Genomic DNA, 21,563 nt, shown 5'->3' on the forward strand with positions numbered 1-21,563 from the left:
ATCCGGTGCCGTGGCTCAGCCGCGAGGGACCAATTCAACAGGCAGCCTTCCATCTCATCATTCGGGCCGCACCTCGGCGCCTTGGCATCGGGCAACAGAGTTTTGGACTGGCCGCCTGAAACTCCGGCACCGCCTCGGCGCGAAACGGATCCTCCCGGTTGTAGGGTCGAACTCGCGCTTTGGGCGTAATACGTGCGAAGAAATGCAATTTATGCTATTATCGTGGCAGATATTTTCGAACAGGAGTGCGATTGTGGCCCTGGATCGATTTAAGCAGATTAGAGATTTCGCAAATGCATTCACGCTGTTGACGGCACTCATGGCGACGGCCGTGACGGGCCAGGACATGGATGCTCCGCCAGATTCGGGCATCTCGGAAACGATGATGCGCGTCCAACCGCTGGACAATGCGGCACCCGCGAATTTCATGGGAACCTGGGAGCCGTATCTCGACGGCAACTGGTTGAATTTCGATCTCGATTTCACCAGCGACAGTCAAGCCCTGGAACTGCTCGAAGCGCGCGTGACCTACCGGGATGCGGATGGCGCGGAGGTCGCTGCCGCGACGGTCGGACAGCGCGACCTGTCCTTCGCCGTACTCAGCCGAACGGACTCGGCCGGAGCGGATCTGCCGCCGGCATTTGCCGAGACCGGCGGGCGGCTTGATGATTTCGGCTCGCTGGGAGATCAGTGCATCGCGGATATCGAGATCGACTCGAATGGCGTCCTGCACGCCGGCGGTTCGGGCACCAACTCCACCTTGTTCGTCGATGACGGCGGCGATCCGCTCATCCCGTTTCTGTCGCCCAGCGCGTTGCCGAACGGCTCGCTACTGGCGCGGTATTCCGAGGATGGGGACAATGACGACGCCTTTTCGGGCAACGGGCTCGAAGCGGTGTCGATCGCGAACCCGATCGTTGAAGACGGGACGATCCGCCATGGCATCAATGCCATCGAAGTCGATGCGCTCGGCAATATCTGGGCCGGCGGCGAGGCATGGTTGCTGGACGTTCCGTCCGAGGACGACCTGCTGTCCTGGTGGTCGATCATGCGGATCGACGCGAATGGCATCGTGGATCCGTTTTTCGGCACGCAGATCCTGTTTCCGGAAACGGACAACGGCGCAATAGCGGATATCGCGATCCTGTCCGGCAGCGCCGTCGCCGTGGGCTATGTCGAGGTGGACGACATTCCGCGCGCGACGCTCGGCATCGTCGGTTCAAATGACGCGGAAATCAGCGTCGAGACCTTCCTGCCCGATGACATGGTGTCGACCTATACGGCGGTCGAGCTGGACGACGCCGACCGCATCTACGTCGCGGGATGGTTCGGCCCGCCCCAGGAACTGATCGTCACCGAAGACGACGACCTCGAGGACCGGACCTGGTTCGTCGCGCGGTTCCTGTCGGATGGGACGCTGGACGACGGATTCGGCACCGCCGGACGTGTCGATGTCGCCTTTGCGGGTGTCGATCGGGCGTGGCCTTCTGCGCTGGTGCTCGATGGCGACGGCCGGGTCGTGACCGTGGGCACCGTGGCGCCGGGCGCGGGCATTTCGGCGCAGGCCGCCATCGTCCGAATGCTGCCCTCCGGCGATTTCGACGACACCCTGGCGCCCGCCGAACCCGGCACCGGCATCATGGTGCGGGATTTCGGTTTCGCCGGTCTGGTGAGCGCCAACGATGTCGCGGTCGATGCCGATGGCAGAACCGTCGTATCGGTTTCGACCTCGGATCTGTTCGCGGCGGTCCGGCTTCTTGACAACGGCGCGCTGGACCAGAGTTTCGGTCAGGACGGTGTGGTGGCGTTGGAACACCCGGACACCCCGGACCAGACGGGCACGCGGTCGACTTCGGTCGACATCGCGTCGGGCAACCGGGTCATTCTTGGCGGATGCGCCACAAGTGCCGAAGGTGAAGGCAATTTCGCCCTGGTGCGGTTGCGCGAGGACGGCCTTCTGGATGCGAACGCCACCCAGATACCGCCGAATACCCGTGTCATTCTGGCGTTTCCCGACGAGGCGCTGGCCGACGATGACCGTCTGATGCCGTTTGCGGGCGATCCGCCCGCCAGCGTCGATGTCGCCCTGGACATCCGCGAAGTCGATACCGATGCCGAGTGGACGCTGTCCTTCGACAATATCCCGATACCGACCTTCATGCCGGTCCCCTTCAACGACGATTCGACCTATGTCTTCCCGCATCCACCGCCGGACCTGCTGGTGTCACTGCCCGACGACGCCGCGTGTGCCGCGCTGGACGATGATGACGACGGCGATGACGAGACCGCCCCCGACCCGCCCGTCCTGACCTACCGGATCAATGTCGCGCACGAACTGCGTTTCGGCAGCGTCGAGACCCACCATCGGCATTTCGTGAACAGCCTGAACGTTCCGAGTGCGTCCAACAACCAGCGATACTCCTACGACATCGGCGTGACGGACGAGGACGGAAATCTGTCACGGGTCCGCAACGATGAATGCGAGATCATCGAAGACCGGGAAAACGCCGACAGCTATGTCTGGGGCCAGCCGGTCATCGCCATCGCCGATGGCGACATCGTCGCCCTCGACAACAGTCAGCCGGACAATCCGCGTCCCGGTCCGCGGCTGGCCAGCGTGCCCGCGCCGGGCAACTTTGTCTCGATCCAGCATTCGAACGGAACGGTTTCGAATTACTACCACCTGCAGCAGGGCTCCATTCCGGACAGTTTCGGAGTGATCACGTCATGCGGTGTCGGACAGGTCTGCAGCGTCGAACAGGGTGACGTGATCGGACGGGTCGGCAATTCCGGCAACAGCAGCGGGCCGCATCTGCATTTCCAGCTCATGGATGGGCCGAGCCTGTCCAACGATGACGGGCTGCCGATCGGGTTCAGCAATGTGATGGTCGATGGCATGCTGCAAACCAACGTCATATTCCACAGCCGGCAAGTTCTCGGAGACATCCTGCCACTGCCGGAAACCATCGAACTCAACCCGCCGTCCCCCTCGGGTCTGGTCGGCGAGGTGGAACCCAATGACGGCCTGGCAGAGCACCATGCCGTAACACCGCCGACGACCATCGTCGGAACGGTCTCGGAAACCGAGGCGCCCATGGTCGCGGTGCGCGGCGATCCGATCGAGGATTTCTACCGCTTCGAGACCCAGACACGGGCCCAGGTATTCTTGCGGCTCACGGCTGCCCAGGCATCCGACGATCTGGATGTCTACCTGTTGAACGAAGGACTGCAGATGCTCAACCCCGACCGTCAAGGCTGGGGGCCGGGCGGCGTCGAGGAAATGATCGTCACCATTCCGCCAGGCCTGTTCTATGCCGCGGTCACGGACTTGAACGCCGGTTCGGGCGCGGAATATGAGCTCGAGATCGATATCCGGCCCTTTGCCTGGCAGTATTCGGCAAAGGTCGTGTGCGGCTCGCAGCCGGACCCCGAGGACGGCCGCCTGGTGCCCGGGCGATATGCTACGACCGTCAACATCCACAATCCCGGCGGCAACGAGGCGCTTGTGTTCAAGAAGCTGGCGCTCGCCTATCCCCCGGCCGAGCAACGCCCGGGACGGATCCATGAGATCGGCGAGGATAAGCTGGGCTACGATCAGGCGGTCAAGACCGACTGCGCCGATATTGAGCTGAATGCGCTGGGCGGGGCGCTGCCCGAAGGCAGCAGCTATTACGAGGGGTGGGTCGTCGTGCAGAGCACCGAACGGCTGGACGTCACCACTGTCTATTCGGTCGCGACGTTGGATCCGAATGGTGCAGTGACCGGCGCGAATTCGATCGATGTCGAGCAGATAACCGAACGTGGTCTCGGCGTTGATCTATCCGTCACCAAGTCCGCCGAGCGCTTCGCGCTGGGGTTCGGCGACCGTCTGCTTCATTTCATCCTCTACACGGTCGATGTCGCCAATGCCGGGCCGGCAGTTGCCGGCAATGTCAGGGTCAGCGACGCGATGAGCCTGAACCTGCTGAACGCGGAAGGCGGGGCGACGCTTCTGCCGTTCCCTCTGGACTTGCCCCCGACCGGTTCGCTCGTCTCGATCGAAACCCTTTCGCTCACCGACTCCGTGGCCGAATTCGACATCGGCGACATCGCGCCGGGGTCGTCGCGCCAGATCCGGTTCTGGGGCCTTGCCGTCGCCGTTCCGACCGGGAACCCGGCCTTCGCAGTGGTCGAAAACGCCGCGTCGATCCGCGCGGGTGAGGCGGAACTGCTCGAGGACGACAACAGCGACAGCACCGACACGGTGATCCTGCCATGACCCAGACGACACGCATAGCCACGGCCGGGCTGACGGCCTTTTGGATGTTCACCTTGAATGCCGCCGCGCAGAGCACCGACTCCGCGTCCTTGCAACGGGAGATGCGGCCGGAAGTGCGCGCGTGCCTGCAACTGGCCCAGCGTGAATCGCTTGCGCTCGTGGAGCGGCGGATCGAGCAACTGAACTCGTCCGAAGGCCGCGCGGATTACCGAACTACGGAACTTCCACCGGATTTGCAGGCCATGTTGACCTGCCTGATGGCGCGGACAGACGGCAAGGAGTAAGGCGCAAGTCCCGTGTCGTGCAGCGAAGCCCGAGACCAGTGCCCGGTGTCCAGACCCATCGTCGGAGGCCGGCCGGCGCGCGCCGGGAGAGGCAAGAAACGGGCAATCAGAACAACCTTCTGAGAAACCACAGAGTGTTCCGCTCATGACGCTTCTCGGCCATCGGGAGGCTCCGGGCGGAAACCGTCCGGTCCGGCGACCGTGCGACAGGCTGCTTTGTGCGTTGGCCGGCAAAAGGTGGATGCCCGGGCTTGGACGTTCCGTTTCTGCTAACCCGCCCTGTTCACTCACCTAGCGGGAATGGAACGGCACCTGCGCCGAAACTGCCTCAAACCCGTCGGTGCGCGGTTCCGCGACGCGCGCCCAGGGTGAGCGCCAGCTGCTTTTCCAGTTCGAGCACCACGAACAGCCCGACGCCCAGTCCGACGATGATGAGCCCGTCCCTGACGGATACCGCGGCGGTTCCGAAGACGTTTTGCAGGGCTGGCACATAAGTGACCGCGAATTGCGCGGCGGTGACGGCGATAACGCAGGTCCAGACCATGGCCGTGCCCCGGACCGCCTTCCAGGTCAGCGAGGTACCGTAGATGTTGCGCACGAAGAAGAGGTGAAAGATTTCCAGAACCACAAGCGTGTTCAGCGCCAGGGTCTGCGCGAGGGCAAGCGGATAACCCTGCTTCGTGGCGTAGGTGAAGATGCCAAAAACCCCGGCCAGGAAAAGCCCCGAGACGAGAACGATATGCCAGACCAGCTCACCGCCCAGGATCGGATCATCCCGCGAACGCGGCGGACGGTGCATGGTGTTTTCTTCCGTCGGTTCGAAAGCCAGGGCGATGCCGAGCGTGACGGCCGTGATCAGATTGATCCACAGGATCTGGATCGGCGTGATCGGCAGGGTCAGTCCGAGAAGCAGGGCAACGATGATCACCAGGGCCTCGCCGCCGCTGGTGGGCAGAAGCCAGCTGATCACCTTTTTGATATTGTCGAACACCGTGCGCCCTTCGCGCACCGCCGCGGCGATGGTGGCAAAGTTGTCGTCAGCCAGCACGATGTCGGCAGCTTCCTTGGCCGCTTCGGACCCTTTCTGGCCCATTGCGATACCGACATCCGCGCGTTTCAATGCAGGCGCATCGTTGACGCCGTCTCCGGTCATGGCGACGGACAGGCCATGGGATTGCAGAGCATGCACCAGCCGCAGCTTGTGCGCGGGGCTGGTGCGGGCGAAGATGTCGGTTTCCAGAACCGCGGCCGCCAGGGCCGCGTCATCCATCTGGTCGATCTGGACCCCGGTGATCACCGTGCCAGTCCGGGCCAGACCGATGTCGCGGCCGATTGCGGCCGCCGTCACCGCATGGTCTCCGGTGATCATCTTGACCGCGATTCCCGCGCCCTGGCACTCGGCGACGGCGTCGATCGCCTCGGTGCGCGGCGGATCGATGAGGCCGACGAGCCCAAGGAATGCGAGGCCGTCGGACAGACCTTCTTCGGACAGGCGCGCCTCATCCGCGCGCGCCGGGCGGCAGGCAAAGGCCAAAACGCGGCGACCGGCGGTGGCAAACGCGTTCTCTACGGCTTGCCAGGCATCGATCCGAATTGGTTCCGTGGCTCCGTTGGCGTCCGTCTGCACCCTGCACAGCGACAAGAGTTTCTCCGGAGCCCCTTTGACGAAAACCATGCGCGCGCCCGATTCGCGCTCGTCCAGAGTCGCCATGAACCGCTTCTGCGAGTCGAACGGCAGCACATCGCAACGTTTCCAAGGGGTCCGCGCCGCGCCGAGCGAGCCATGAACCTTGGCCGCCAGGGCCAGCAACGCCCCTTCCATCGGATCGCCGTTCACGTGCCAGAGTCCGGACTCTTCTTCCAGTGCCGCATCGTTGCAGCGCGCGGCGACCGTGGCCAGCTCCAGCAGCGCCGGCGGTGGCGGCCCCGTGATCTCGGCACCCTCGGCGGTTAGCGCGCCCTTCGGTGCATAGCCTTCCGCTTCGACATCATAGAGGACGCCGCCCGCCGCCACGCTGGTGACGGCCATCTCGTTCCGGGTGAGCGTACCGGTCTTGTCGGTGCAGATCACGGAAACCGATCCGACGGTTTCGATGGCCGGCAGGCGCCGCACGATGGCCTGGCGCCGCGCCATGGCCTGCACCCCGATGGCCAGTGTGATGGTGAGCACCGCCGGCAGCCCCTCAGGGATTGCGGCCACCGACAGGCCGACCACGGCCATGAACAGCCCGAAGAAATCGTACCCCGCCACGAAATAGCCGAAAATCAGGAGGATGCCGGCAACGGCGAGGATGAACAGCGTCAGCCAGCGCGCGAATTCGTCCATCTGCCGCACCAGTGGCGTCGTGAGCTTCTCGACTTCCGAGAGCATCCCGCTGATGCGCCCGATTTCGGTCAGACTGCCGGTGGCCGTCGCGACGCCGCGCCCCTGGCCCGCGGTGATCAACGTCCCGCCAAAGGCCATGCAGCGCCGGTCACCCAGGGGAACGTCGGCTGGCACGGACGCAACATCCTTTTCGACGGCAACGGATTCGCCGGTCAGCACCGCTTCTTGCGCCTGCAAACCGTGGGCCTCGATCAGGCGCAGGTCGGCGGGCGGTCTGTCGCCGGCTTCCAGCAGTACGATGTCGCCGGGCACCACCTCGGCTCCGTCGATCGACATCCGCCGCCCGTCGCGCAGCACGGCGGCCCGGGGCGCGAGCATTTGGTGGATCGCTTCCATCGCCTTTTCCGCCCGGCCCTCCTGGGCAAAACCGATCACGGCATTGGCAAGCACGACCGCAAGGATGACCGCGGTATCGACCGGGTGCCCCAGAAGAAACGTCACCGCAGCCGCACCGATGAGCACATAGATCAGCACATGGTTGAAATGCGCCAGAAAGCGGAGGATCACGGGCGGCCGGGCTGTCCTCGGCGGTTCATTGCGCCCATACTGCACGAGCCGGCGCGCTGCCTCGCGGGCCGAGAGCCCACCGTCACTGGTGTCAAGCGCGGCCAGCGCCTCGGCACTGTCCTGCGCATGGGGCGGCACATCCTGCGTCGCGGGCCGCACCGGGGCGTCATCCGGCATGTCTCGCTCCATTTCTTTGCATCTGGCACACGCGCAACCGGCATGTCGAGACCGCGACCCGCGGTGATCGCGCGGCGCCGGACCCGCACAGGAAGACGGACAATGGCATGTTTCAGCCCACCGTTGAGGGACGCATACTGACTTGCGACGACCATAGAGGCGCGTCCCTGCAACGTGTTTGACACGGGTCAAATCGCCTGATCGCCCATGGTGCTAAACAAGGGCTTGGGGATATCTCGCCGGTCTGGGAGAATGCTTTTGGAGACGGCAAGACGCAAGCGGCGATGAGGGTCCGCGCCCGTCGCCGCGCGAAACGGAAGGTTGGCATTGCGTTGCACGTTTGACGCACCAAGTCGGCAGTATGTGCAGAAACGCATCGGCGTTGGACCGTCGTAGCCCGATCGGAGAAGCCAGATGAACCAGTTGACACCGAAGCCGCAAACCGAGAACCGGCCAGCCGACACGACACAGGAGTCGCAACCGGCGCGTCACCCTTATGAAAAACTGGATCGTGCCACGCGGGCGATGATGGCGCGTGCGACGGCGGGCGTGTCGCCCCATTCGATCATGGCCACATGGATGGACTGGGCCCTGCATCTGAGCCGCTCGCCGGGGCGTCAACTCGAACTGGCGGAACGTGCGGCACAGAACACGGCAAAACTCTGGGAACATGCCGGAAAGCTCGCGGCCGGAGCCAAGCCGGAACCGCCGTTCCGCCCACATGCCCGGGACCATCGTTTTGCCGCGCCCGGCTGGGACAAGGCGCCATTCGCGCTGTGGCAACAGGCGTTTCTGGCGACCCAGGACTGGTGGCAGGCGGCAACGGACGAGATGCCCGGAATCGCCCCGCGCGATGCCGAGCGGGCCCAGTTTCAGGTGCGCCAGGCGCTGGACCTGGTCTCTCCGTCCAATTTTCCCTGGTCGAATCCCGAGATCATCGACCGCACGCGGCAAACGGGTGGGCGCAACCTGATCGAAGGCGGCGCGCATTTCGTTGAAGATCTGGTCCATACCGTCACGCAGCGGCATGAACCCGCGCCGGCCGGCTACGAGATCGGCAAGGATCTGGCCGCCACCCCCGGCAAGGTCGTGTTCCGCAACGCGCTGTTCGAGCTGATCCAGTACACGCCCACCACCGACCGCGTTCAGGCCGAGCCGATTCTGTTCGTTCCGGCCTGGATCATGAAATATTACGTACTGGACCTCTCACCGGAAAACTCGATGGTGCGCTACCTGGTCGAGCAGGGCTTCACGGTCTTTATGATCTCGTGGATCAATCCGAGCGCGGATCAGGCCGATCTCAGCCTCGAAGACTATCGAAAGCAAGGCATCATGGCCGCGATCGACGCGGTGAACCGGATCCTGCCCGGCAAGAAGATCCACGCCAACGGCTACTGCCTGGGCGGCACGTTGCTGGCGATCGCCGCGGCGGTGATGAGCCGCGACGGCGACGATCGTCTGGCCAGCGTCACTCTGATGGCGGCGCAGGTCGATTTCGCGGAGGCGGGCGAGCTGCTGTTGTTCATCGACGACAGCCAGGTCGCCTTTGTCGAAGACCTGATGTGGCTGCAGGGCTACCTCGACCGGCCGCAGATGACCCGCACCTTCACGACCATACGCGCCGAAGACCTCATCTATGCCCGCGCGGTGCGCCGGTATTTTCTGGGTGAGGACGACTTGCCGACGGATTTGACCGTCTGGAACAACGACACGACGCGCATGCCGGCGCGGATGCATTCGGAGTATCTGCGTGGCCTGTTTCTGGAAAACCGGCTGAGCGCCGGTCGCTTTGCCGTCGAAGGCCGGGTGGTGGCGCTGAAGGACATCCGTGTTCCGCTGTTCGTGGTGGGGACGGAAACCGACCATATCGCGCCCTGGCGCTCCGTCTACAAGATCCGGCTGTTCACCAACGGCGATCTGACCTTCGTTCTGACCAATGGCGGGCACAATGGCGGCATCCTGAGCGAGCCCGGCCACAAGCGCCGGCACTATCGGCTGGACCATCGTCCGGCGGACGCGCTGTATGTTTCGCCCGACGACTGGCTGGCCAAAAGCAAGGTGAACGAAGGGTCGTGGTGGCCGGCCATGGCCGGTTGGCTCAAGGCCCATTCGACGGGCGAGGTCGCCCCGCCGCACATGGGCGGCGGGCAAAAGAACGCCCGCAACCTGCCGCCGGCGCCCGGCAGCTATGTGCACCAGACCTGAGGCAAGCATCGGACAACGCGCCACGATGCCGGGGCGGTCTCTCGTGGGCAGCATAACGGGAGGAGAGTGGCTGGGGTGGTAGGATTCGAACCTACGGTACGCGGTACCAAAAACCGTTGCCTTACCACTTGGCTACACCCCAACGGTGAGCGGCTATCTACGACTCTTGCGCAGCGGGTTCAAGGCCCCAGATGGCAAAAAAATCCGGTCCCGGCGCGGGAAAAATCCGGCCCCGGTCACGAAGCGGTTCTGACCAGCACGGCACCGGTCCGGTTGCCGGCTTCCACCGCCGCGTGAGCGGCGGCGCAGTCGGCCAGATCGTGGATTTCCTGGATCGGGCATTCGAGCGCCTTCTGGTCGAGCGCGCGGGTCAGTCGTTCGATCGCCTTCGCACGCTGGTCGCCCGGCAGCAGGTAGATCAGCGCCATCTCCAGCGTCACCGCCTTGAACATCAGCGGGTAGAAGGGCAGGGTCGGGGCCATCGCCTTGGCCGAGCCGTAGGCATTGATGCGACCGTTCTCGGCGATGACCTCGGTGTCGGTCGCGGCATTGAGGCCGAATTCCACCTCGACGATGCGGTCCACCGGGCGGCCGCCATTGGCGGCGAGGATCTGCCGGGCCAGATCTGGTGCCGCATAGTCCAGAACCCTATCCGCTCCCGCGTCGCGCACCCGCTCGAAGCTCTCGGGAGAAGCCGTCGCGATCACTGTTGCGCCGCCCCATTTCGCAAGCTGGACGGCGAGAAAGCCGACCGTGCCGGCGCCGCCCTGAACCAGAACCGTCAGGCCCGCCACATCGCCGCCGGAAAACACCGTGTGACAGGCCGTCAGGCCGGGGATTCCCAGCACGGCGCCCGTTTCCAGGGACACCGACTCCGGCAGCCGAACGGCCTGCGCCGCGGGCAGAACGATCTGCTCGGCCGCGGTGCCGAAGGCGCGGCGCCACTGCCCGTTCCAGACCCAGACCCGTTCGCCGATCCGGTCGCGGGCCACGCCCTCGCCCACGCCCGAAATCACGCCCGATCCATCGCTATGCGGCACGATGACCGGGTAGGGCGGCTTGGTGACGCCGGGCCGCGCCCCGGCGCGCGCCTTGACGTCGGACGGATTGACGCCGGAATAGGCAAGATCGACGATCACTTCCCCCGGCCCCGGCTCGGGGCGTTCCAGCTGGGCGAGGGTCAGAACATCCGCCGCCGGTCCGAAGGCGGTGTAGGTGATGGCTTTCATCCTGTGCTCCCGTTCTGCCGCGACGTTTACCCTAGCGATGCGGGCGGTCAATGCTAGGCTGGATGTCCAGGTAAGGGGAGGAATCGCGTGAAGATCCTGCGGACACCGGACGAACGATTCGAAGGCCTCAGGGACTATGCCTTTGCGCCGAATTACCTCGACATCGACGATACCGAAGGGGGTGCGCTGCGCGTGCACTATCTGGACGAGGGACCGGGCGACGCGCCGCCGGTCCTGGCGATGCATGGCGAGCCGACCTGGAGCTATCTTTACCGTCACATGATACCGCGTTTCACGGCGGCGGGGAATCGCGTGGTGGCGCCGGATCTGGTGGGGTTCGGCCGGTCGGACAAGCCGGCGGAACGGGGCGATTACACCTATCAGCGCCACGTGTTCTGGATGGGCGAAGTGCTGCGCAAGCTCGACCTCACGGGGATCACGCTCCTATGCCAGGATTGGGGCGGGCTGATCGGGTTGCGGCTCTGGGCCGAGATGCCCGAGCGTTTTGCCGGCATCGTCGTGGCCAACACCGCCTTGCCGACCGGCGACCAGCCCCTGGGCGACGCCTTTGCATCCTGGCGGGCCTACAGCCAGGACGCGCCCGAATTCCGGGCCGGGCGGATCGTCCATGGCGGGACCGTTTCGAAACTGACCGATGAGGAGGTCGCGGCCTATGACGCGCCGTTCCCCGACGAAAGCTACAAGGCCGGGGCACGGCAGTTTCCGATGCTGGTGCCGGACCGCCCGGATGACCCGGCATCCGCACCGAACCGGCAGGCGTGGCAGGTGATCCGCGGGCTCGACACGCCGGTGCTGACCGCCTTCGGGGCCGAGGACAGGATCATGGCGGGGATCGACAAGGTCTTTCAGAAACTCTGCCCCGGTGCCGCCGGCCAGCCGCACAGGGTTCTGCCCGGCGCCGGTCACTTTCTGCAGGAAGACGTGGGGGCCGAACTGGCCGATCTGACCATCTCGTTCATCGAACGGACGCGCTGACCGCCGACGTTCAGTCGCGAACCTCGTCAGGGTCCACGCCCCAGAGGTTCGCTTTCTGCGCCCAGCCCCGATAGCCGCCGGCCGAGATCCGGCACCAGTCGATCGTGCAGCTGCCGAGGCGGGCAACGACCCCGATTTCAAAATGCGCGTTGACGGGCGAATTCGGATCCGGGCGCGCGTGAACCGGGATCATGTCCTGCTCCACCAGCACCGTGCGCACCCCCGACAGCAAGGCGTAATGCACCCAGCCTCCGGCCCCGTCGCGGTCCCGCACCCTGCGCCAATTGCCGTACTCGGCGGTGATCTGAAGCGGCATGTCCCGGCGCTTGAAGACCCAGTCGATTCGGTGTGTCAGCGACGGACCCCGCCGCACGTTGCCTTCGCTGGCCTTCATCGACACGTATCGCGGCAACGGCAGGTTCGTGACCTGCCCGCGCTTTTCCGCAGCGCCTGCCGCCGGGACACCGGCTGCAAGCACGAGACCCGAAAACAGCGCCAGAATATGGCGTTTCACCGGTACCGATTGCCTCACTGCCTGCCTGCTCTCTTGCCTGTTGATCTGGTTTTGAAAAAAGGCTGCGTCAATTCAGCATGGGGTTCTTGTGCCCCGCCTGATCCTGCGCCACGATGCCATGGCGCGCGCGCGTTTGCAAAGCAGTGGGAGGGCCCAAGTGCCAAGAGAACGTCTGAGTGTTGTCGTAACGCGACGGTTGCCGGAAGCCGTCGAAACCCGGCTGAGTGAGCTCTTCGATGTGCGCCTGCGCGAGGACGACACGCCGATGACCCGGACTGAACTGGTTGCGGCGGTCAAGAGCGCCGATGTGCTGGTCCCGACCGTGACCGACTCCATCGATGCGGGTCTGTTGGGGCAGGCCGGAGACCAACTGCGCCTGATCGCGAATTACGGGGCCGGGGTGGATCACATCGACGTATCGACGGCCCGCCAACGCGGGATTCTGGTGTCCAACACGCCCGGTGTGCTGACCGACGACACCGCCGACATGACCATGGCCCTGATCCTCGCCGTGACCCGGCGCATCCCCGAGGGGCTGGCCGTCATGCAGAAGGGCGACTGGTCGGGCTGGGCGCCGACGGCCCTGCTGGGTGGCCGGATCGGGGGCCGGCGCCTGGGCATCCTCGGAATGGGCCGCATCGGATCGGCCGTCGCGCGGCGCGCACGGGCCTTTGGCATGCAGGTGCACTATCACAACCGCCGCCGCCTGCGGCCCGAAATCGAGGATGAATTGGAGGCGACCTATTGGGACAGCCTGGATCAGATGGTGGCCCGCATGGATGTGATCTCGGTCAACTGCCCGTCCACGCCCTCGACCTTCCACCTGATGAACGCGCGGCGCCTGAAACTCATGAAACCCTCTGCCGTTATCGTGAACACGTCGCGGGGCGAGGTGATCGATGAGAACGCGCTCACGCGCATGATCCGCTCGGGCGAGATCGCGGGGGCGGGTCTGGACGTGTACGAACACGGGGTCAACGTGAACCCGCGGTTGCGGCAAATGCCGAATGTGGTCCTGTTGCCGCATATGGGTTCGGCCACCCTGGAAGGCCGGATCGAGATGGGTGAGAAGGTCATCATCAACATCAAGACTTTCGAGGACGGCCACCGTCCACCGGATCAGGTGGTGCCCTCGATGCTGTAAATTCGATCCGCGCCGGTCGAAGCCGGTTTTCACGAACCGGCGGATGTTCTGGCAAGACGCGGAACCGGCCGAAATGGGAGGATGCGATGCGCGCGACGGTGTTGGCGGGGATACTCGGGATACTGGGTCCGGCTGCGGCGCCGGCCCAGGAAACGGCGGATGCGGTCGCGCCCGAAGCGACGACCGCGGGGCAGGTCGCGGCGCTGACACCCGCGGCGCAGGCGGCGCTTGACGCCAAGGCGGCCGGGAAGCCGGTGGAAGCCGAGAACTGGATGATCGCCGCCGCCAATCCTCTGGCTGTCGAAGCCGGGGCAAAGGTGTTGCGCGCGGGGGGTTCGGCGGCGGATGCGATGGTGGCGGTGCAGGTGGTGCTCGGGCTGGTCGAACCGCAGTCGTCGGGGCTGGGCGGCGGTGCGTTTCTGGTCTGGTACGACGCGGCGACCGGCAGGTTGACCACGCTGGACGGGCGGGAAACCGCGCCGCGCGCCGCAACGCCGACCCTGTTCCAGGACGAGAATGGCGAACCGCTGAAGTTCTTCGACGCGGTCGTGGGCGGGCTGTCGGTCGGGACGCCCGGTACACCGGCATTGCTGGAAGAGGCGCACCGGCGTTGGGGGCGCACGCCCTGGCCGGACCTGTTCGCGGATGGCATCCGCCTGGCGGATGAGGGATTCGCCGTCTCGCCGCGCCTTGCCGCGATGGTTGCGGCCGATGCGGAGCGTCTGGGACGGTTCGAGGCCACGGCCGACTATTTCCTGCCGGGCGGTGTGCCGGTGGCGGAGGGTGCGGTGATGAAGAACCCGGCTTATGCCGAAACGCTCAGAACCCTGGCCCGCGAGGGAGCGGCGGGGTTCTACGGCGGCGACATCGCGGCGGACATCGTCAGAACCGTGCGCACCGCGCCCGGCAATCCCGGCCTGCTGTCCGGCGTCGATCTGGCGCTCTATCAGATCATCGAACGCGAACCGGTCTGCGCCGCCTACCGCATCTATCAGGTCTGTGGCATGGGACCGCCTTCGTCCGGCGCGCTGACGGTCGGACAGATTCTCGGGATGCTCGACGCCTACGATCTGGCCGCGCTGGGCCCGGACGACGCCGAGGCCCGGCGCCTGATCGGCGACGCCTCGCGTCTCGCCTTTGCCGATCGCGGCCGTTACATGGCCGACAGCGACTTCGTGCCAGTCCCGGTCGATGGCTTGGTAGATCCCGGCTACTTGACCGAGCGCGGCACCGTGTTGAACACCGATGCGGCCTTGCCCGAGGTGGCGCCGGGAAATCCTGAATTCGACCATGCGCTCAATTGGGCCGATGACGAGTCGCTCGAATTCCCGTCCACGTCGCACATCTCGATCGTCGATGCGCGGGGCAACGTGCTGTCGATGACCACGACAATCGAGAACGGATTCGGCTCGCGCCTGATGACGAACGGCTTTCTGCTCAACAACGAACTGACCGATTTCTCGTTCCGTTCGCACCGCGACGGGGTGCCGGTCGCGAACCGGGCGGAGCCGGGCAAAAGGCCGCGCTCGTCGATGAGCCCGACCATCGTCTTGCGGGACGGCGCGCCGGTTCTGGCCATCGGCTCGCCCGGCGGCAGCCGCATCATCGGCTATGTCGCGACCGCCATCATCGCCTGGGCCGATTGGGATATGGACGTTCAGCAGGCGGTCGCGATGCCGCATCTGGTCAATCGCTTCGGCACCTATGACCTGGAAGAGGGCACCCGGGCCACCGATCTGGCCGAACCATTGACGGCCATGGGATATGAGGTGAACGCCCGAGACCTGAATTCGGGGCTGCACGCCATCGCGATTGGCGACATATTGCGGGGTGGCGCCGATCCGCGCCGCGAGGGGATTGCGCTGGGCGAATGATCGGCGGTCCGGCACGGTCAAAGCCCCGACCGCCACTTTGGCCGCGGGGAATTCTGGCAGCGGCAAGGCACCGCTACCGTTCAAGGGAGGAGCATCATGGTTCAGGCAACGGCACTGCCGCGCAATGAAACCGGCATCGAGACCGTCATCGGCGTTCTCAAGCAGCAGTTCGGCGACCGGTTTCAGACCGGGGCTTCGATCCGCGAACAGCATGGCCACACCACCACCTGGATCGCGAACCAGTCGCCGGACGCTGTGGTGTTCCCGCATTCCACGCAAGAGGTGTCCGAGATCGTCCGGGTTTGCGCCGAACACCGGGTGCCCGTCATCGCCTTCGGCACGGGCACGTCCCTTGAGGGGCACGTCAACGCCCCCGCCGGAGGGATCTCGGTGGATCTGAGCCAGATGAACCGGATCCTGGCCGTTCATCCCGAGGATCTGGACTGCGTGGTCCAGCCCGGCGTGACGCGCGAGGATCTGAACATCCACCTGCGCGATCAGGGCTTGTTCTTTCCCATCGATCCGGGCGCCAACGCCTCCTTGGGCGGTATGGCGGCGACCCGGGCCTCGGGGACCAACGCGGTGCGCTACGGCACCATGAAAGACAACATACTGAGCCTCGAAGCGGTCATGCCGGACGGTCGGATCATTCGCACCGGGGCGCGGGCCAAGAAATCCTCGGCCGGCTATGACCTGACGCGCCTGCTGATCGGGGCCGAGGGCACGCTGGGCATCATCACCGAGATCACCCTGCGCCTGCACGGCATCCCCGAGGCGATCAGCTCGGCGCGCTGCTCTTTCCCTTCGGTCGATGCCGCGTGCCGCGCGGTGATGATGACGATTCAATACGGTGTGCCGGTCGCGCGGATCGAGTTGCTGGACGAACGCTCGGTCTCGGCGGCCAACGCCTATTCCAAGCTCGACCTGCCGGAAACGCCGCTCTTGCTGCTGGAATTTCACGGTTCCGAGGCAGGTGTGGTCGAACAGGCGGAAACCTTCGGTGCGATTGCCGAGGAATTCGGCGGCACCGATTTCGCCGCCACGACCTCGACCGAGGAACGCAACAAGCTCTGGCAGGCGCGGCACGACATGTACTGGGCCTCGCTGCAGTTGCGCCCCGGTGCCAGCGGAATCTCCACGGATGTCTGCGTTCCGATCTCGCGCCTGGCGGAATGCGTGACCGCGGCGCAGGACAAATCGACCGAACTCGGGCTTCTGGCGCCGATCGTCGGGCATGTGGGGGACGGAAACTTTCACACGCTTCTGCTGATCGACATGGAGAATGAAGCGGAGGTCGCCAAGGCCGAGCACTTCGTCGGCTGGCTGAACGAACTGGCGATCTCGATGGATGGCACCTGCACCGGCGAGCATGGAATCGGGCAGGGCAAGAAGCCCTATCTTGAACGGGAGCTTGGCGCCGCGACGGATTACATGCGGGCGATCAAATCCGCGCTCGACCCGCTGAACATCATGAATCCGGGCAAGATCCTCTGATCCGGCCCTTTGCGGGCTCACAAGACGCGTTCTCGTCAAGGGCCGGTCACATACTTGCCCGAATTCAACAGGATATTTCGAAAAAACGGAATTTTCCTGTTGGAGGCACGATGGGCATTCTTCGATTTGTCGGGTTTGCGCTCATCTGCGCTCTGGTCGTGATGTTTCTGGACTATTACCAGCAAGACAAGAAGACCGAGGGCCAGATGTCGCTCAGCGCCTACCTCGAAACGGTCAACGACCGGTTCGGGCTCTACAAGGTCGAACTGGCCGCGGTGGCGGCCGAGAAAGAGCGCAAGAAACGGTGGCGCGATGGGGCCAAACCCTATCTGCCGGAGACCGTCGAGGGCTGGACGCGCCGCTCGATCCTCGACGCCGATGTGACGGTCAACGCCCGAACCGGGAACCGCCAGGCCCAGGCCAGCGCGGCGGCGCGCGAACTGGCAATCCAGGTGGAAACGCAAGAGGCCGCGCTGCGGGCCAAGGAATTGCACGAACGCGGTTGGGTTTACGAGCGCGACGGAGCCACCGCCTGGCTGCAGGCCAAGCTGGTTTCCAATGCAAGTTCCAAGTCCCTGATCGGCAACATCGCCCAGACAATCGCGGCCATGGATTTCGACGCCGGGAGCAAGCGCCCCTTTGCCGTCATTGGCGGCGTGGCGTTCAGCGCGATGGAACCGTTCCAGGTCTCGCAGAAAGCCCGCAACGACTGGGCTCTGATCACCGCCGCCCCGGCCGAAACCGGCGCGGTGAGCTTCACCGACTATGTCGGGGTGATCGGGATCGGCGAGGAGGTGGTTCTTCAGGTCCGTTCCGACGCGCCGCCGCAGGATGTGCGGGCATTGCTGGCGAGCCTGGACTATGACGGACTCAACGCGCTGTTGAAACGACCCGTGCCCGGCGTGGGCAACGACACGACCGTGCCGCCGGAGAAAGAGGCGGAACTGGCCGCGAAGCTGACTGCGCTCTACACCGAATTCGTCGGTCTGCGCGGCGAGATCGCGCAGATGCGTCTCCAGAACATCGACGGGGCGTCCCTGCTGCTCAATACCGTCGCGGCCGGACACGGCCTGCCCGACGGCGTGTTCGACCTCACGGCGGGCAAGGTGAGCGACCCGGACGAAATGATTCAGGTGGGATACCGCCAGGGCATCGAACACCTGATGTCCACCGAACGGCAAAAGGCCGATGCAGGCGGCGGATCGCTGATCGGGAAGCTCTTTGCCAAATTCGGCGGTGACGGCGCCCAGGAGGCGGAAAACCCGTCACCGGGCATTCTGAGCAGCCTTACCTCGGCCCTGTCCGGTCCCGATCTGGCGGGGGGCATGGCCGGCGACACCGCCCAGGGCAGCGATGTGCGGGTCAACAAGAGCGGTGCCGGAGCCGGGGCTTGTTCCAACTGGGGTGCCACCAAACGCTGTTCCGTCGGCGGCGGCTGACGGAACCGCCTTGCTTGGCGAAAATGCGACCCGTCTGCAAAGGCGGGTCGTTTTTTTCTTATCACTGGTCGGATGAATATCGCGCGGCGCCCGCCAAATGCGCCATATGGTGGCAACTCAATTCAAGGGGAGACGCTTGGTCATGAAAACCCAAGTCAAAGCGCTGGTTGTCGGCGGCGGCGCCGTCGGGACTTCGATTGCCTACCATCTGGCCAAGGCGGGCTGGGACGACGTGATGCTGGTCGAGCGGGATGAGCTGACCTCGGGTTCGACCTGGCACGCTGCGGGTCTCTTGCCCTTGTTCAACATGTCCTACGCGACCACCCATATCCACAAGTATTCCGTCGATTTCTACAAGACGCTGGAGGACGAGACCGGCCTGAACGCGGGGTTCTTTGTCGTCGGCAACCTGCGCATGGCGCAGTCTCGCGAGCGCATGGATGAATACATGCTCTATGCGTCCACCGCCGAAACCTGCGGTGTGCCCTATGAATGGCTGAGCCCGGCGCAGATCAAGGAGCGCTGGCCGCTGGTGCGGACCGAGGATCTGGTCGGCGCGATCTATCATCCGACCGACGGCTACATCAACCCGGCCGACGTGACCATGGCGATGGCCAAGGGCGCCCGCCAGCGCGGCGTGGTGATCGAGCGCAAGTGGCAGGCGGATGCCTTTGAATGGAAGGGCGATCACTGGGACGTGACGCTGACCAGGATGGTCGAGAAGGGCGGCAACCTGGTGCCCTCGGATGAGCAGGTCGTGGTTTCGGCCGAGCACGTGGTGACGGCCTCGGGCAACCATGCGCAGCGCACGGCGCGGATGCTGGGGATCAAGATGCCCGCCATCCCTGTCGAGCATCAGTACATCGTGACCGAGCCGGATCCGGAACTGGTGAAGTTCCGCGAGGCGGGCAACCCCGAACACCCGGTTCTGCGCGATGCCGACGCCAAATGGTATGTCCGCGAAGAGCGTGGCGGCTGGATTCTCGGCCCCTACGAGCGCAACGCGCCCGCACGTTTCGAATACAGCGTTCCGGACAGTTTCCGCGCCGACCTCTTCCCGCTCGATCTCGAGCGGATCGAGGAGGAATACATGAGCATGATCCACCGGATTCCATCCTCGGAAACGGTCGGTCTGAAAGACGACTACAACGGCCCGATCTGCTATACGCCCGACGGCAACCCGCTGGTCGGCCCGGCTCCGGGCCTGCGCAACATGTGGCTGGCCGAAGGCTTCTCGTTCGGCATCACCGCCGCAGGCGGCACCGGCTATTACCTGGCGCAGCTGATGGTCGAAGGCGAGGCCGAGATCGACATGGCCTCGCTGGACCCGAAACGCTATTCCAGCAACTGGATGACCACCGAGTTCGCGGCCCGCAAGAACGAGGAGTGCTACGAACACGTCTACATCCTGCACCACCCGGATGAAGAGCGTGAAGCCTGCCGCCCGCTGCGCACCGCCCCGGCCTATGACCGCCAGAAGGCGCGCGGCGCGCAGTTCGGATGGGTCAACGGGTGGGAGCGCCCCAACTACTACGGCCCGCTGGATGCGCCCGAGAATTTCGACCACGACGCCCGCAGCTTCCGCCGCGGCGGCTGGTGGCAATATGCCGTGGAAGAGGCCAAGGCGATCAGGGGCGGCGTCGGCCTGATCGACGCCACCGCCTTTACCAAGCACATCGTCAAGGGGCCGGGTGCCACCCAGTTCCTCGACTGGTTCACCTGCAACAAGCTGCCCAAGGTCGGCCGCATCAACCTGACCTACGCGCTGACCGATCACGGCACCACCCGCACCGAATACACCATCGTGCGCCTGAAAGAGCACGAGTATTACCTCGTCTCGGCCGGCGCCTGGACCGAGTATGACGCCGACTTCCTGCGCAAGGCGGCCGAGGACAAGATGGACGAGTTCGGCTACATCGAGATCCAGGACGTGACCACGCAATGGGGCGTCTTTGCCATCGCAGGGCCCAAGTCGCGCGACGTGCTGAAGGAGGTCATCAAGGACGCCGAACCGGAAACCGCCCTGTCGAACAAGCGCTTCCCGTGGCTGTCGGCCCGCCGGATCGAACTGGGCATGTGCCCGGTCAACGCCATCCGCGTGGCCTATACCGGCGAATTGGGCTGGGAACTGCACCACCCCGTAGAGATGCAGAACTACCTGTTCGACCTGCTGGAACAGGCCGGCCAGAAGCACGGCATGAAGCTGGTCGGGGCCCGCGCCCAGAACTGGCTGCGGCAGGAGAAATCCTATCGCGCCTTCGGCACCGAACTGGGCCGCGACGCCACCCCGCTGGAAGCCGACCTGCCGCGCTTTGTCGATCTGGACAAGGAGTTCCACGGCAAGGACAAGCTGGTCGAAACCGGCGTGCGGGTGAAATGCTGCACCCTGCTGATCGACGGGCCGGACGATGCCGACCCGTGGGGCCGCGAGGCGCTCTATACGCCCGAAGGCGAGCGTGTGGGTCGTCTGACCTCGGGCGGCTATTCGGTGGCCTTCGAAAAGTCGATCGGCATGGGCTATGTCAAGCCCGAACTGGCTGTGGAAGGCACCAGGCTTAAGGTCAAGATGTTCGACAAGCTGTGGGATGCGGTCGTGACCTGCGACAGCCCCTATGACCCCAAGAACGAGACCATCCGCAAGGACGGCTGATCCCGACCGAGCAAGGCGGCGCCGTTCCGGTGCCGCCCGTCAGGCCCGCCGGCGCGGGCCTTTTTCACGCCGACAGTTCGTCGAAGCACTCCAATGCCTTTGCCGCATACATCATCGACGGGCCGCCGCCCATCTGGATCGACATGGCCAGCACGTCCGCAACCTCTTCACGAGAGGCGCCCGCCCGGACCAGCGCTTCGACATGCAGCGAAATGCAAGGCTCGCAGCGGACGGCGACCGAGATTCCCAGCGCAATGAACTCCTTGGTCTTGAAATCCAGCGTACCGCCTTCCTTGACGGCCTTGCCAAGCGCCCCGAACGCCCGTGCGGTGTCGGGTATCGCACCGTTCAGGTTCCGCAGGCCCGACCGGGTCGCGGACAGTCTGTCTTGCCAGTTCATGATGTA

General features: G+C 64.9%; 13 protein-coding genes and 1 tRNA gene. 9 read left to right on the forward strand and 5 right to left on the reverse strand.

Translation table 11 applies throughout. From position 1 onward, the window contains the following. Positions 1 to 319: 319 nt before the first annotated feature. Together AC2FNJ_RS14050 and AC2FNJ_RS14055 are read left to right on the forward strand one after the other, a co-directional pair. Positions 320 to 4,258 (forward strand): peptidoglycan DD-metalloendopeptidase family protein, encoded by a 3,939-nt coding sequence (locus AC2FNJ_RS14050; RefSeq protein ID WP_496765072.1) that lies wholly within the window; start codon positions 320 to 322, stop codon positions 4,256 to 4,258. Continuing rightward, positions 4,255 to 4,542, forward strand: a complete 288-nt coding sequence (locus AC2FNJ_RS14055; RefSeq protein WP_496765074.1) for a hypothetical protein — start codon at positions 4,255 to 4,257, stop codon at positions 4,540 to 4,542. The genes AC2FNJ_RS14050 and AC2FNJ_RS14055 overlap by 4 nt, the downstream gene beginning before the upstream one ends. 328 nt (positions 4,543 to 4,870) lie before the next feature. On the opposite strand, the gene AC2FNJ_RS14060 is transcribed toward AC2FNJ_RS14055, so the two are convergent. After that, a complete protein-coding gene (locus AC2FNJ_RS14060) occupies positions 4,871 to 7,612 on the reverse strand; it encodes a cation-transporting P-type ATPase (protein WP_496765076.1) in 2,742 nt (913 codons plus the stop codon). A gap of 414 nt (positions 7,613 to 8,026) precedes the next feature. Here AC2FNJ_RS14060 and AC2FNJ_RS14065 point away from each other — a divergent pair, with 414 nt between their 5' ends. Next, entirely contained in the window at positions 8,027 to 9,817 is a 1,791-nt protein-coding gene (locus AC2FNJ_RS14065) for a PHA/PHB synthase family protein (RefSeq protein WP_496765077.1), read from the forward strand. 67 nt (positions 9,818 to 9,884) lie between these two features. Here the strand turns inward: AC2FNJ_RS14065 and AC2FNJ_RS14070 are convergent. Both AC2FNJ_RS14070 and AC2FNJ_RS14075 read right to left on the reverse strand, forming a co-directional pair. Then, positions 9,885 to 9,959: transfer RNA gene (locus AC2FNJ_RS14070), tRNA-Gln, on the reverse strand. A 94-nt stretch (positions 9,960 to 10,053) separates the two neighbouring features. Then, on the reverse strand, positions 10,054 to 11,046 hold the full coding sequence (locus tag AC2FNJ_RS14075) for an NADPH:quinone reductase (RefSeq protein ID WP_496765079.1): 993 nt from the start codon (positions 11,044 to 11,046) through the stop codon (positions 10,054 to 10,056). An 87-nt stretch (positions 11,047 to 11,133) separates the two neighbouring features. On the opposite strand from AC2FNJ_RS14075, the gene AC2FNJ_RS14080 reads away from it, so the two are divergent. Next, a complete protein-coding gene (locus AC2FNJ_RS14080; RefSeq protein WP_496765080.1) occupies positions 11,134 to 12,042 on the forward strand; it encodes a haloalkane dehalogenase in 909 nt (302 codons plus the stop codon). Between the two features lie 10 nt (positions 12,043 to 12,052). Here the strand turns inward: AC2FNJ_RS14080 and AC2FNJ_RS14085 are convergent, their stop codons facing one another. After that, positions 12,053 to 12,556, reverse strand: a complete 504-nt coding sequence (locus tag AC2FNJ_RS14085; protein WP_496765082.1) for an SH3 domain-containing protein — start codon at positions 12,554 to 12,556, stop codon at positions 12,053 to 12,055. 157 nt (positions 12,557 to 12,713) lie between these two features. Here AC2FNJ_RS14085 and AC2FNJ_RS14090 point away from each other — a divergent pair, with 157 nt between their 5' ends. The 5 genes from AC2FNJ_RS14090 (at position 12,714) to AC2FNJ_RS14110 (ending at position 21,157) form a co-directional block, all read left to right on the forward strand. Further along, positions 12,714 to 13,700, forward strand: coding sequence for a 2-hydroxyacid dehydrogenase (locus AC2FNJ_RS14090; protein ID WP_496765083.1), 987 nt, complete (start codon positions 12,714 to 12,716; stop codon positions 13,698 to 13,700). An 86-nt stretch (positions 13,701 to 13,786) separates the two neighbouring features. Continuing rightward, complete coding sequence (gene ggt, locus AC2FNJ_RS14095; RefSeq protein ID WP_496765085.1) at positions 13,787 to 15,574, forward strand: gamma-glutamyltransferase; 1,788 nt, start codon at positions 13,787 to 13,789, stop codon at positions 15,572 to 15,574. Positions 15,575 to 15,670: 96 nt separating this feature from the next. Then, complete coding sequence (locus tag AC2FNJ_RS14100) at positions 15,671 to 17,068, forward strand: FAD-binding oxidoreductase (RefSeq protein ID WP_496765086.1); 1,398 nt, start codon at positions 15,671 to 15,673, stop codon at positions 17,066 to 17,068. A 110-nt stretch (positions 17,069 to 17,178) separates the two neighbouring features. Further along, positions 17,179 to 18,507 (forward strand): hypothetical protein, encoded by a 1,329-nt coding sequence (locus tag AC2FNJ_RS14105; RefSeq protein WP_496765088.1) that lies wholly within the window; start codon positions 17,179 to 17,181, stop codon positions 18,505 to 18,507. Between the two features lie 142 nt (positions 18,508 to 18,649). After that, positions 18,650 to 21,157 carry a GcvT family protein gene (locus tag AC2FNJ_RS14110; protein ID WP_496765089.1) on the forward strand — a complete coding sequence of 836 codons (2,508 nt, stop codon included), beginning with the start codon at positions 18,650 to 18,652 and terminating at the stop codon, positions 21,155 to 21,157. Positions 21,158 to 21,221: 64 nt separating this feature from the next. Here AC2FNJ_RS14110 and AC2FNJ_RS14115 read toward each other — a convergent pair whose 3' ends face one another. Next, a complete protein-coding gene (locus tag AC2FNJ_RS14115; protein WP_496765091.1) occupies positions 21,222 to 21,557 on the reverse strand; it encodes a carboxymuconolactone decarboxylase family protein in 336 nt (111 codons plus the stop codon). Positions 21,558 to 21,563 lie beyond the last annotated feature (6 nt).

The sequence above is a fragment of the Ruegeria sp. BHSB196 genome (genome assembly GCF_059613135.1).

What these genes read in the sequence shown, in the direction of transcription:
- AC2FNJ_RS14115 (WP_496765091.1), bottom strand. Translation starts at nt 21,557, where the DNA reads ATGAACTGGCAAGACAGACTGTCCGCGACCCGGTCGGGCCTGCGGAAC.
- AC2FNJ_RS14055 (WP_496765074.1), top strand. Translation starts at nt 4,255, where the DNA reads ATGACCCAGACGACACGCATAGCCACGGCCGGGCTGACGGCCTTTTGG.
- ggt (WP_496765085.1), top strand. Translation starts at nt 13,787, where the DNA reads ATGCGCGCGACGGTGTTGGCGGGGATACTCGGGATACTGGGTCCGGCT.
- AC2FNJ_RS14060 (WP_496765076.1), bottom strand. Translation starts at nt 7,612, where the DNA reads ATGCCGGATGACGCCCCGGTGCGGCCCGCGACGCAGGATGTGCCGCCC.
- AC2FNJ_RS14075 (WP_496765079.1), bottom strand. Translation starts at nt 11,046, where the DNA reads ATGAAAGCCATCACCTACACCGCCTTCGGACCGGCGGCGGATGTTCTG.
- AC2FNJ_RS14105 (WP_496765088.1), top strand. Translation starts at nt 17,179, where the DNA reads ATGGGCATTCTTCGATTTGTCGGGTTTGCGCTCATCTGCGCTCTGGTC.
- AC2FNJ_RS14065 (WP_496765077.1), top strand. Translation starts at nt 8,027, where the DNA reads ATGAACCAGTTGACACCGAAGCCGCAAACCGAGAACCGGCCAGCCGAC.
- AC2FNJ_RS14050 (WP_496765072.1), top strand. Translation starts at nt 320, where the DNA reads ATGGCGACGGCCGTGACGGGCCAGGACATGGATGCTCCGCCAGATTCG.
- AC2FNJ_RS14100 (WP_496765086.1), top strand. Translation starts at nt 15,671, where the DNA reads ATGGTTCAGGCAACGGCACTGCCGCGCAATGAAACCGGCATCGAGACC.
- AC2FNJ_RS14110 (WP_496765089.1), top strand. Translation starts at nt 18,650, where the DNA reads ATGAAAACCCAAGTCAAAGCGCTGGTTGTCGGCGGCGGCGCCGTCGGG.